Annotated in this window: 7 protein-coding genes; 6 read left to right on the top strand and 1 reads right to left on the bottom strand. The window is 72.5% G+C overall.

Annotated elements, in window-relative coordinates; translation table 11 throughout:
* Nucleotides 1-74 precede the first annotated feature (74 nt).
* A complete protein-coding gene (locus DWB68_RS05420) occupies nt 75-578 on the top strand; it encodes a MarR family winged helix-turn-helix transcriptional regulator (protein ID WP_119424129.1) in 504 nt (167 codons plus the stop codon).
* Here the strand turns inward: DWB68_RS05420 and DWB68_RS05415 are convergent.
* Nucleotides 550-1,137 (bottom strand): lysoplasmalogenase family protein, encoded by a 588-nt coding sequence (locus tag DWB68_RS05415; protein WP_267896937.1) that lies wholly within the window; start codon nt 1,135-1,137, stop codon nt 550-552. The genes DWB68_RS05420 and DWB68_RS05415 overlap by 29 nt on opposite strands.
* Nucleotides 1,138-1,250: 113 nt before the next feature.
* On the opposite strand from DWB68_RS05415, the gene DWB68_RS05410 reads away from it, so the two are divergent.
* The 5 genes from DWB68_RS05410 to DWB68_RS05390 all read left to right on the top strand — a co-directional run bounded on the left by DWB68_RS05410 (nt 1,251) and on the right by DWB68_RS05390 (nt 12,213).
* Nucleotides 1,251-2,204, top strand: a complete 954-nt coding sequence (locus tag DWB68_RS05410) for an ADP-ribosylglycohydrolase family protein (RefSeq protein WP_119424128.1) — start codon at nt 1,251-1,253, stop codon at nt 2,202-2,204.
* A gap of 48 nt (nt 2,205-2,252) precedes the next feature.
* Nucleotides 2,253-2,789 (top strand): FHA domain-containing protein, encoded by a 537-nt coding sequence (locus tag DWB68_RS05405; protein ID WP_147391593.1) that lies wholly within the window; start codon nt 2,253-2,255, stop codon nt 2,787-2,789.
* A 97-nt stretch (nt 2,790-2,886) separates the two neighbouring features.
* Complete coding sequence (locus DWB68_RS05400; protein WP_147391592.1) at nt 2,887-4,854, top strand: FHA domain-containing protein; 1,968 nt, start codon at nt 2,887-2,889, stop codon at nt 4,852-4,854.
* Nucleotides 4,854-6,290, top strand: a complete 1,437-nt coding sequence (locus tag DWB68_RS05395) for a serine/threonine-protein kinase (RefSeq protein ID WP_119424125.1) — start codon at nt 4,854-4,856, stop codon at nt 6,288-6,290. Before DWB68_RS05400 ends, DWB68_RS05395 begins: the two co-directional genes overlap by 1 nt.
* A gap of 52 nt (nt 6,291-6,342) precedes the next feature.
* A complete protein-coding gene (locus DWB68_RS05390; RefSeq protein ID WP_119424124.1) occupies nt 6,343-12,213 on the top strand; it encodes an Ig-like domain-containing protein in 5,871 nt (1,956 codons plus the stop codon).
* Nucleotides 12,214-12,270 lie beyond the last annotated feature (57 nt).

The raw sequence follows: 12,270 nt of genomic DNA, 5'->3' as shown, positions 1-12,270 counted from the left end.
GGGCCAAGAGTTTCGTGATCGAATATTTCGACATCGAAAGTCTAGCGCGTGGAGCCCCGTGCGAGAATCCGTTTATGAGCCAGCGAACACTCTCCCCGAGCGAGGTGCACCGTCAAGCCGTCGCGGCCTACGTCGCGGCCGGCGCCGATGAGTCGGTGCAGCGCGTCATCACGGCGCTGCAGGGCGTCAACCGCAGCCTGGATCGCTGGTACACGCAGCAGCTCGGAGTGCTCGAGCTGAGTCAGGGGGAGTGGGGGATCATCGCCGCGACGGCCCGCGCCGGCGAGCCGCTGACCCCGGGGCAGCTTGCCCACCTGGGGCACGTGGCCTCCTCTTCCATGACCCATCGCCTCGACAAGCTCGAGGAGCGCGGGCTGATTCAGCGCTCGGTGGACGAGAACAACCGGACGCGAGTCTTGGTGGATCTCACGGACAACGGGCGCGAGCTCTTCGGCCGTGCCATCCGCGAATCAAACGTCATCGAGGCGCAGGTGCTGCAGGACCTCGGCGGCGAGGAGCGGCTCGAGCTCGCCCGGCTGCTCGAGGTGGTTATTCGCCGCCTCGACCAGGAGAGCTGAGTCCGCGACACGCGGCCCACACGAGCAGGCCCTGCCCCACGCCGTACGTGAGCATGACGGCGGGGGAGGTCCAGTGCGGCATGTCCGGGAGGAAGAGCCGGAAGGCCAGGATCGAATCCGAGGCGAGGAAGGCGATCCCTCCACACCAGGCAGGGAACGGCCCGCGCCAGGAGGCCGCGCACGTGCACGCCAGGACGATGCCGTAGGCGGCGACGGCCACGGCGAGCCCGCCGGCGTGGGGCGCCACGGTGAGCACCATGCCGATCCACCACACGTGGAGCCACGCCACAGCCCAAGCGAGGGGACGCACGGCGAGGCGGCGCCAGAACACCACGATATACGCCACGTGGGCCAGGCCGAAGAAGCCGAGCATAGCCGGGAGCGTCGGCAGGAACGGCGTGAAGGTCGCGGCGCCGTCGCCGAGCCAGGACAGCGCGACGGCCGCGAGCAGGAGCGCGAACGTGACGCGGCCCGGGCCGCCGAGGCGGTGGCGCACGCTGAGCCAGGCGGCCACAGCCAAGAGCGGCATGAGCGTCAGCTTGGTGGGGCCAGCCCCCACCTCCGCGGTGGCGCCGCGCTATCGCGGCGTAGAGCGAGGTCGTAGGCTGGGCGCACCCGCCCGCCGTGCATCGCGGGGTGGTGACACGAGCCAGGTGAGAAGCGAGGACAAACATGCTTGATGAGCTGGCACTCGACCGGGCGCTCGGCGTCGTCTGGGCCTCCGCGGTAGGGGACGCCCTCGGCGCGCCGTACGAGTTCCAGCCCTCGCTACCGGACTCCACTCCGGTGGAACTCAAGGCCGGCGGCCCGTGGGAGCGCGGCGAGTGGACCGACGACACCTCGATGTCGGTCCCGATCTTGCGCGAGCTCGCTGCCGGCCATGCACTGGAAGACCCGGCCGCCCTGGGGCGCATCGTGGCCGAATGGCAGGACTGGAGCCTCGGCGCGAAGGACGTGGGCATCCAGACCCGTGCCGTCCTGAGCTTGGTCCGCACCCCCACGGAGGCGGTGGCGCGCGCCTCCTCCTACCGGGTGCACCTGGAGAACGGAAACCGCAGCGCCGGAAACGGCTCGCTCATGCGCACGGGGCCGGTGGCCCTCGGTTACCTGGGCCTCGGTGTCGAGGACACCGTCGCCAAGGCGGCGGCCAGGGTCAGCGAGCTCACGCACTTCGAGCAGGACGCAACCCAGGCCTGCGTCCTGTGGTCGCTGGCCATCCGGCATGCGGTGCTGACAGGGCGCCTCGACGTCCGGGGCCAGCTCCCGCACCTGGGGCAGGATGCCGCCGCCCGCTGGGGCGCCCTGCTCGACGAGGCCGAGGCGAAGCAGCCGCGCGACTTCCCGAACAACGGCTGGGTCGTCCACGCGCTCCAGGCCGCGTACTCGGCGCTGCGCCACGGCGACGGCCTCCTCGACACCCTCGAACGCGCGGTCCGCTGCGGCCACGACACCGACACGGTGGCCGCGATCGCGGGTTCGCTCGCCGGCGCCGTGTACGGGGCCGCGGCCCTGCCCTCCGAGTACGTCTCGGCGCTGCACGGCTGGCCCGGGCTGGACGCCGGGGGACTGCAAGACCTGGTACTGGCCACCGTTAACGGTGAGCACGTGCGCGGCGCGGGCGGCTAATATCGTGATGCGCCGGTGACCTCCGGCGAGACAGTGACGGGAGAACCCATGCCAGTGCGGTGCAACTTCTGCGGTGCGGAACTGAAGCCCCATTCTCGCTTCTGCCTCAACTGCGGGCAGCTGGTGGACCCCGCGGTCCTCGCGGCCGCGCAGCCGGGCACCCCGCAGGCCCCCGCCGCCTCGCCCGCGGCGGCCGCAGCCAGCACCCTGCCGCCCGAGCCGCAGGCCGGCGCCGACTACCCGGCCCCGCTGCACGGCTACAGCGTCCTGCTGACGTTTGCCGACGGCAGCGCCGTGATCGTGGACGACGACGCGGTGCTTGGACGCAAGCCCCAGGAGACCGCGGACGCCGAGGGGCTCATCGGTGTTCCCCTCGTCGACCCGCTCAAGTCCTCCTCGCGCGTGCACCTGCGACTGTTCCTGACCCCGCAGGGCGTCAACGTGGTGGACGCCGGCTCCGGCAATGGCACGAGCGTCGAGCACGCCGGTGCCCGTTACGATGCCAAGCCGCACGAGCCGTTCTGGATCGAACCGGGCGATCGGCTCTGGCTCGGCGAGGTCCCGATCGACGTGTCGCTGGCGTAAGCCGGGGACGTACGGTTCCGCCGAGCGACGGCGCGCCTGTCATGATGGAGGGACGGATCATCGGGGGATGCCCGCGGAAGAACACAAGGGGGAAGCGGTGCTGACGCGAATCGAGGCGTCCTGGAGCGACGCGGTGACGGTCGAGGTGGAACCGACGACCGAGCCTGAGTCGAGCCTGATGACGCGCGCCGGGATCGTGAGCGTCCGGCTCGCGCACGGCGCCGCGCTCGCCGTCACCCTGCCAGATGGCAGCTCGGCGCTCGCGCCGGCCGACGGGAGCCCCGTCCGCTTCGAGGCCGTGATCGGCCTGACCGTCCTGGGCCCGGAGGCCCCGGCCAAGCACACGCGAGCGCTGCCCGCCGTCTCCCACGATCACGAGGACGCCGCCGACGGCACCATCCTGGTGAGCGAACTGCGCGCCGTGCTCGAGGAGTACACGGACGACACCCTCGTGGGGATCGACGTGCTCTCCGCCGCCCTCGACCGCAGTCAAGAGCTCTCTGCCGCGCCCGGCGCGTCCGCCGGGGTCACTCGCGGGTCCGCACCGGAGCCGGAGTACGACGACGCGACGGTCACCGTGGGCAGGAAGCGCGGGCGTCGCGCCGTGCTTGCCGCGGCAGAGGCCGCCTCCGCACCGGCGACGGCCCCCGCGTCGGGAGCGGCGCCCGGGGCCCCGGTGCCGGCGAGCGCTCCCGTCCAGCTCCCCGCCGAGCCCGGTGCACCGTCACCGGCACCCGCGGATCGTGTCCCCGCGGCGCGCCCGCTCTCGTTCACGCGTCCCGTGGTCTCGGGGACCACCCTCGCGGCGACCCCGCCCGAACCGGCCCCCGAAGCGGCCCCCGAGCAGGCCCGTGCAGGGGCGCCCCTGGCGTCCGCCGAGGCGCTCGCGGTCGCCCCGCCGGCAGCCCAGCCGCCCGCAGCCGCGTCGACCGCGGCCACGCCCGCTGGTGCCCCGGCGGTCGCCGAGCCGGGACACACGTCCGCGGGGTCCACGACCCTGGACGAGGCGGAGGACGCCGACGCCACCACGGTGGCGCCGAGGGCCCTTCTCCGCTCCGGCGGCTCGACGCCCCAGGGCGCCGCATCGTCGCCTCCCGCCCCCGCCGAGCCCCTGTCCTTCGCCCCGGGATTCACGCCCCCCGCGCCGGCGGCCCCGTCGGTGGAGCCGGCCCCGCCCGCCCCGCTCGCAGCCCCTGCCGCGGCGGACGAGGACCCCGACCTCACGACGGTGGTGTCGCGCGCCCTCAAGGCCGCGCCGCCCCAGCAGCCCGCGCAGCCCGCGCAGGCCGGGCAGCCCACAAACGCGGTCGCTCCCGCGGGTGGTCACCAGCCGGCGTCCGAGCCGGCCTCAACTGCGCCGGCGTCCGCCACTGCTCCGAGCCCGCAGCCCGTGGCAGCCGAGCCCGCAGCCCCGGCGCCGAAGGCCCCCGAGCCGGAGGACCCGGACCTGACCACGGTCGGCCCCCGCGGCCTGCTCTCCGACGCCACGGTGGCCGCCGCCCCGCGGGCCCTCGCCGCGCCGTCGGGCGTCGTGGCACCCCCGCCGGCCGCCGGTACGGCGGCACCCGGCCTCGCGCCGTCGGGCCTTGAACTGGCCCCCGACGTGGACCCCGATTTGACCACCGTGGGGCGGCGCCAGCAGCGTGCGCCCCGCGTGGCGCCCGCCCACCGCGTGCCCCCGGCACCGACGCCGCTCCCGGCGGCGGAGGAGCACGGCACCCGCCTGCTCGTGCAGGACGCCCACGGGACGCGGGACGTCCCGCTGGCCGGAACCATCGTCATCGGCCGCACGCCCAGCCCGGCCCAGGTCCGCGAGCGCGACGCCCGCGGGCTTGTTGTGGTGCCCACGGGCACGGGCGTTTCGCACTCCCACGCCGCCATCCGCCGCCAGGGCTCGGTGGTGCTCGTGCGCGACCTCTGGTCCACCAACGGCACCCGCGTCCGCAGCGCCGGCGTGCCGCCGTTCCGGCTGCGCGACGGCGAGGAGGTGCCCGTCTCCGACGGCACCGTCGTGGAGCTCGGCGACGGCGTCGTCATCACGATCGTGGAGCGGGGCGAGAGCTGATGGCCCGCCGCCTGCCCGGAACACCCCCCGTCCTGCCCGGATACACGCATGTGCGCGCCCTGGGCACGGGCGGCTTTGCCGATGTGTTCCTGTACGAGCAGGCGATGCCGCGCCGCACCATCGCGGTGAAGGTGCTCCTGACCAACACGGTGCAGGGGGACCTGCGCACGGCCTTCCTGCAGGAGACCAACACCCTCGCGCACCTCGCGACGCATCCCCACGTGCTGACGATGTACGAGGCCGGCATCGCCTCCGATGGGCGGCCGTACCTCGTGACCGAGTTCTGCCCGCGCGGCTACGGTGAGCGCTTCCGCCGCGAGAGCATCGCCGCGAGCGAGGTCATCGCGACCGGCCTGGCGGTGGGCGCCGCGCTGGAGACGGCGCACCGCGCCGGCGTGCTGCACCGCGACATCAAACCGGCCAACGTGCTCATCACCACCTTCGACCGTCCGGTGCTCGCGGACTTCGGCATCGCCGCGACCCTCGAGCACCTCGAGGCCGAGGACGCGGCGCAGGTGGGCCTCTCGGTTCCGTGGGCGCCGCCGGAGCTGCTGGACGGGCAGAGCACGGGAACGGTGCTCTCCGAGATCTACTCCTTCGGCGCCACGCTGTACGCGCTGCTCACGGGGCGCTCCCCGTACGAGAAGGAGGAGGGGCCCAACGACCGGCGCGCCCTCGCCTCGCGCATCCTTGGACGCGGCGGCCCGGCGCCGATCCAGCGCCCGGACGCGCCGCCCGCGCTCGTCGACGTGATCCTGCAGTGCCTGGCCAAGAACCCGGCCAAGCGCCCGCAATCGATGCTCGAGGTGCTGCACCGGCTGCAGCTCGCCGAGAGCCAGCTGGGCCTGCGGCCCAGCGCCCTCGAGCTTGCGGCGGAGGCGCCGCTGCCGGTTCCCTCGGTGCACGACGACGCGCCCGTGGGTCACGCAGGCACCGTCACGGGGCGCTTGGCGCGCCTGAACGCGGGCGGGGCGCCCTCCGACACCACGGGGCGCCGCCGGCGCCGGACCACCGCCACGGCCGTGGCGCAGTTCGACGACGCGACGCAGCTGCGTTCGGGCGGCTTCACGCCGATGCGCCGGCAGGCCAAGCGCTGGCAGTGGGTCACCGCCGCCGCTGCCGCCGTGGTGGTGGCCGCCGCCGCCGTGCTGGCGTGGTGGAAGCCGTGGGACGTCTCGCCGGGCCAGATCGCGTCGATCGACGCCGCGGCCGAGCCCGGCGCCGTGGTGTTCTCCTGGGCCGCGCCGGCGGGACAGGCGGACGCCTACGAGGTGCGGGTGGAGGGCCGGCCCTCCGTGCAGCAGGCACAAACGAGCTATCGAGTCGAAACGACCAAGGGAGGCGCGCGCGTGTGCGTGACCGTCGCCGTGGTGAGAGATGGAACGGTGGGCGCCCCGAGCAGCCCCCGATGCGCGCGCAGCGGGGAGGCTGGCTGAGATGAGTTTCTGGCGGAGGGGGGACCGCAAGGGAACCGGACGCGGACCGCTTGTGGCGACGGCGTCCGGCGCGGCGGCGATCGCGCTCGTGGCCGGCATCGCGGTCGTGGCGCAGGGCTACGAACGCTCTGAGCAGGATCTCTCGGATGCGTCCGTGTGGGTCAGCTCGGGGCAGCGGACGCTCCTGGGGCACGCGAACACCGCGATCTCCAAGCTGAGCACGGCCATCAAGCTCGAGGGGGACGGGCAGACCATCGCCCAGGATCCGGAGCACGTGATCCTGCACGTTCCGGAGAAGAACACCCTCTCCGTCATCGACCCGGCGCAGGCCGAGCCGGTGGGGGCCGTCAACCTCCCGCCCGGCAAGCCGCAGGTCGCGGCGGCCGGAAGCTGGATCGCCATCCTCGACCCCACCGACGGCGACGTCTGGGTGCGCACGCTCGGCGAGGTGCAGGGCTTCGAGCCCAGCGCCGATCCCGACGGGCAGGCCGGGGTCGAGGCCGTCGTGGCCGTGGACCAAGAGGGCCGCTGGGCCGGCTACAGCCAGAAGGCCTCCCGCGTCAGCGTGGGCTTCCAGGGCGCCACGAAGTCCTACGACGTCGCCTTCTCCAAGCCGGCGGCCAAGGCGCAGGTCTCGCTCATCGGCGGCGACCCCGCCGTGTACAACCCGGCCTCCAACGAGCTGTGGTTCAAGAACCGCCTGCATTCGCTCAGCGCCGTCGTCACCGACCCGGAGTCCGGCCGGCTGCAGGCGCCCACCACGACGCCCGGCGACGTTGCGCTGGCACACAACGGAGGCCTCGCCGTGGCCCGCGCGAACGAGGATCGCGTGGATCTCCCCGTCTCCGCCGTGGACGGCAGCACCGCCGCCCCGCAACGCGTGGGCGCGTGCCTCTACGCCGCGTGGAGCTCCAAGCGCGCTGTCCAATGGTGCGAGGGCCGCGATCCGGAGACCTTCCCGCTGCGCGGCGACGTCCCCGTGGCCTCGCTGCTCCTGCGCAGCAACGCCGACACCGTGGTGGCCACCGAGCCCACGAGCGGCGCCACCTGGTCCCTGCAGAACGGCGGGGCGCTCATCAACAACTGGGACGACTTCGCCGAGCAGTCAAAGATCGTGGAGCGCCAGCGCGACGATCTGGACGTGCCGCCCGAGCCCGAGGCGCAGCAGAAGGCCCCCGTCGCCAAGGACGACGCCTTCGGGGCGCGGGCCGGCCGGGCCAATCTGCTGCCCGTGCTGCTCAACGACGCCGACCCCAACGGGGACCCGCTCATCATCACGGAGGTGTCGGGGGCGGACGAGCTGCGCGCCGACGTGTCTATCGTGGAGAACGGCCAGAAGCTGCAGCTGACGCCGCGCGACGACGCCACCGGCTCCTTCTCGCTGCGCTACAGCATCTCCGACGGCCGCGGGGGCAAGGCCTCGGCGACCGCCACCGTCAACCTCGTGGGCCCCGACGTCAACACCGCGCCGCAACAGGCCAGGCCGAGCAAGACCTCGCTTGTGGTGGAGGGCAAGTCCTCCATCAATGTGCTGCAGGACTGGGTGGATCCCGAGTCCGACCCCATCTACCTCGCGAGCGCCACGCTCGATGCGCCGAGCTCGGCGGCCTCCACGCCCGAGGGCCGGGTGGACGTGAGCCAGGGCGGGGGGGATCCCGGCGTGGAGCAGGCGCGCATCCGCGTCTCCGACGGCAGCGCGACGGGCGACGGCACGCTCTCCGTCACGGTGTACGCGAAGGGCAAGGCGCCCATCATCGCCGAGAACTACACGCTCAGCGGCTACGTGGGCAACGAGCTCGTGACGCTGCCGCTCGAGGCGGCGCGCGGCGGCACGGGCGACCTCACGCTCGCGCAGGCGGCCCCGGCGGAGGGCTCCGAGTCGGCGCTCAAGGTCTCGGCCAGCTATGCCGACGGCAAGGTCCGGATCATCCCCTCCGAGCCGGGAACGCACCGCGTGAGCTATTCGGTGCGCGACGGCCAGGGCAACGAGACGGCGGCCGGCATCATCCGCGTCGAGACCCAGCGGGCCCCCGAAGGGGCCTCCGCGCCCGTCGTCTCCCCGACCACGGCCTTCGTCTACCTCAACAACACGACCGACGTCGACGTGCTGGCCAACGCCTACGACCCGGCGGGCAAGGTGCTCAGCATCGACTCCGTCTCGCAGGCCACCGAGGCGGGCATCTCCGTGGAGGTGGTGGAACGCGAGCACCTGCGCGTCCTGCTGACGCGCGACGTCGTCTCGCCGCAGAAGCTCAAGGTCGTGGTCTCCAACGGCACGGAGAAGACCACGGGCGACCTCATCGTGGTCAGGGTGCCCGAGCCCACCAAGGAACAGGCCCCCGTGGCGCGCGACGACGCCGTGAAGGCGCGCGCCGGCGACGTCGCCGACATCGCCGTGCTCGCCAACGATTCCCAGGCCGACGGCAAGCCCATCACCCTTGTACGCGACCTCGTGGAGCGGCCCAAGGCCGGACTCCTCGTGGCGGCGGGGGACCGCCTGCGCTACCTCGCGCCAGAGACGCCCGGCACGTACACGGCGCGCTATCAGATCACCTCGGCCGGCGGCCTCACGGCCACCGGCAGCGTGCGCATCGACGTGATCGGCCGCGACGAGGCGGGCAACCGCGAGCCAAGCGCCCCCACTGTCACGGCCCGCACCACGGCCGGACAGGCCGTCAAGGTGCGCATCCCGCTGGCGGGCGCCGACCCGGACGGCGACTCGGTGAGCCTGAACGGCGTCCTGCAGCAGCCGAGCAAGGGCTCCGTCGTCTTCGAGGGCGACGTCATGGAGTACACGGCCAACCCGGCCTCCGTGGGCACCGATAGCTTCACGTATCAGGTGGTGGACGCCCTGGGCGCCGCGAGCAGCGGCACCATCCGCGTGGGCATCGACGCGGCGGCCACGGCCTCCGCCCCGCCCGTGGCCCAGGACGACCTCATCACGACGCGGCCCGACACCGCCCTGTCGGTGGACGTGACAGCCAACGACACCAACAACGCGAGCGGCGATCTGTCGGTGGTGGTCGACCGCGTCATCCCCGAGAGCGCCAAGGCCGCCGTGGAGAATCGCCGGATCACCCTGCGCACGCCCAGCTCCTCCGGCACCGTGGCCGTGCTGTACACGGCGAGCGACCGGACCGGAGCGGCCTCGCAGGCCTGGCTCTACATCGATGTGCGCAAGGACGCGCCGCTCGCCGCGCCGACCACCCAGGACCGGCGCTTGGCGCTGACCGACATCGCCGACCGCGACACCGTCCCGGTGGACGTCCTCTCGGCAACGACGTTCACGGAGGGCTCCGCCGCTGACCTCGCCGTGTCCGTGCCGGAGGGCTACGGCGAGGCGAAGGTGCTGCCGGACTCCCAGGTGGAGGTGAGGGTGGGAGACAGCCAGGCCGTCATCCCGTTCACCGTCTCCCGCAAGGACGCCCCGGGCATCGGCTCCACGAGCTTCATCACGGTTCCCGGCCGGCAACACGCCAAGCCCGAGCTGCGCACCGACGCGCCCAGCCTCAGCGTGGATTCGGGCGAGGAGCTGGCCATCAAGCTGGCGGATCACGTCATCGCCGCCGACAACCGCCCGGTCACGGTGAGCAATCCCAAGAGCGTGACCGCCTCCAACGGCGAGGCCTCCGTGCGCGGGGACAACCAGCTTGTCTTCCGCTCCGACCCGGAATTCTGGGGCCAGGCGACCGTGTCCTTCACGGCAACGGACGGCCGCGAATCGGCACAGCTCACGCTGAAGATCACCGTGAACTCGAAGAAGGACCAGCCGCCCACGCTCAAGGACGCGAGCATCGCGCTCGAATCCGGCGCGAGCCACGTGACGGATCTGCGCGCCCTCACCGAGGTGGCCGGCGGCGAACAGCAGGCCCAGGGCCTGAAGTACTCGGCCACGGGCGGCGACCCGGCCCTGCTCACCTTCTCGGTGGTGGGGGACAAGCTCCAGCTCAAGGCGGTGGAGGGCGACACCGTGGGCCGCACGGCCACCATCCGGCTCAAGGTCGTGGACGCGAAGGGCCTGAGCGCCGAGTCCACCGCCACGGTGACCATCAGCCGCTCGCAGAAGGCACTCCCGCGCGCCGCCGACGACACGGCCACGGTGCGCCGCGGCGACGCCGTGACGGTCGACGTGCTCAGCAACGACGTGAGCCCGTACCCCGACCGCTCGCTCAGCGTGGTCAGCGTGCGCCCGGAATCCGTGGTGAAGGGCGTCTCCGTCTCCACCGCGGACGGCCAGCGCAAGGTGACCGTGCGCGCGTCAGACGACTCCGACACCGGCGTCTCCACGATCGTCTACACGATTCAGGACTCCACCGGAGATCCGCATCGCCAGGCCGTGGGGCAGCTGCGCGTGACCGTGCAGGACGTGCCGGACGCGCCGAGCCAGGCCCCCAGCATCGTGGAGCAGCGCCCCAAGGACCGCACCGTGGTCCTGAGCGTGCCGGGCGCCGACGCCAACGGCTCTCCCATCACGGGCTACGAGTACCGTGCAAACGGCGACTCGGGCCCCTCAGGCACGTGCTCCAACCCGCAGGCCTGCGTGGTCAAGGGGCTCGAGTACGGCAAGCCGTACAGCTTCCAGATGCGCGCCAGCAACGCGCTCGGTGCCGGCGCGTGGTCCGGGCGTTCGGCCAGTGTGACCATGGACAAGCGTCCCAACGCGCCGCGCTCGGTCAAGGCCGTGCCGTCTGACAGCGACCGCGGCGGCCACACGCTGCTCGTGAGCTGGCAGCCGCCCGAGGCCGCCGATTGGGGCTCGGCGATCAGCGGCTACCAGCTCAAGATCACGGGGGCCGGTCTGAACTCGGTGTTCAGCTACGGCGAGGGCACCACGTCCGCGACCCTCAAGGACGGCCAGATCAAGCCGGGCCAGCACTATGTGCTGGCCGTGACGGCGACGAACCTCGCCGGCGACTCGGAGGCGGCCACGGGAGATGTCACGGCCGTGGGCGCACCGAGCGTGAGCAACGCCAAGGCCGGCATCTCCGGCGGCGGCACCAAGATCGAGGCCACGTGGGACGTGAACGACGGCGGTGCGACCGCCCGTTCGCGGGTGGTCGCGGCGAGCCAGGCCGGCCAGTGCCGGCCCGAGCTCTCCGGCTACGACATCGGCGGGACGAGCTGGTCGAGCGACCTCTCCCGCAACGACGAACGCGCCTTTGTGGTGCAGGTCAGCAACGGCCTCTTCTGCGATCAGGCGGCCACGAAGGAGATCGAAGTCTCGGTGGACAAGCCGAGCGTCGACACGGACTTAGACCGCATCACGGGGACCGACGGCAAGTACGGCGCGCAGCCCAAGTACCGCATCAGCGGTGGTTCGGGCCAGTACACCTTCGTCAAGATCACCGACTCGTCCGCTAAGCCCTCCGCCGAGGACGGCGGCTGGGACCGTGCAAACAACGACGGCGCGTGGCGCAACTTCGGCGAGCAGGACAAGACCCAGTGGGTGTGGGCCGTGAGCTGCCGCTCGGACGAGCGCAAGTTCTGCTCTTCGGTGGCCGGGGCCAACCCCCAGACCAAGCAAGGCTTCGACCTTGGCTTCACCGTGACGGGCGGCACCGCGTGCCCGGCGTACGGGGATAAATGGAAGATCTCGGCGGCGTCGCGCGCGACGGGCTCCGCGGCGCCCAAGATGTGGTACAAGGTCTCCGGTGCCGGCGGCGCCAACACGGGCGGCTGGGATCAATACGCCAGCGGTACCGAGCTGAAGTTGGACTTTGGTCCCTTCAGCGACAAGATCACCGTCAGCTTCAAGACGACCGGCAACATCGGGAACAAGGGCATCGACTACCCCGGCGAGAGCGGCTTGAGCTTCAGCTGCGACGAGCCGGATGAGCCGACTCCGAGCACGACGCCAAGCTCCTCGGAACCGCCGAGCACCACGCCGTCGTCCACGGATCCCTCCTCGAGCAGCGGCCCGTAGTCTGGGCCGCAGCAACGCCACGCACCATCTAGCACCACCCAGCCACAGCACCATCAA

It is taken from the genome of Galactobacter valiniphilus, assembly GCF_003575975.1.
GTDB lineage: Bacteria > Actinomycetota > Actinomycetes > Actinomycetales > Micrococcaceae > Galactobacter > Galactobacter valiniphilus.
The sequence above is the reverse complement of the archived record's forward strand: the minus strand, read 5'-3'. Positions and strand labels throughout refer to the sequence as shown.

Excerpts from the sequence above, each read along its gene's own strand:
- DWB68_RS05420 (WP_119424129.1), top strand. The coding sequence starts at position 75 with ATGAGCCAGCGAACACTCTCCCCGAGCGAGGTGCACCGTCAAGCCGTC.
- DWB68_RS05410 (WP_119424128.1), top strand. The coding sequence starts at position 1,251 with ATGCTTGATGAGCTGGCACTCGACCGGGCGCTCGGCGTCGTCTGGGCC.
- DWB68_RS05405 (WP_147391593.1), top strand. The coding sequence starts at position 2,253 with ATGCCAGTGCGGTGCAACTTCTGCGGTGCGGAACTGAAGCCCCATTCT.
- DWB68_RS05395 (WP_119424125.1), top strand. The coding sequence starts at position 4,854 with ATGGCCCGCCGCCTGCCCGGAACACCCCCCGTCCTGCCCGGATACACG.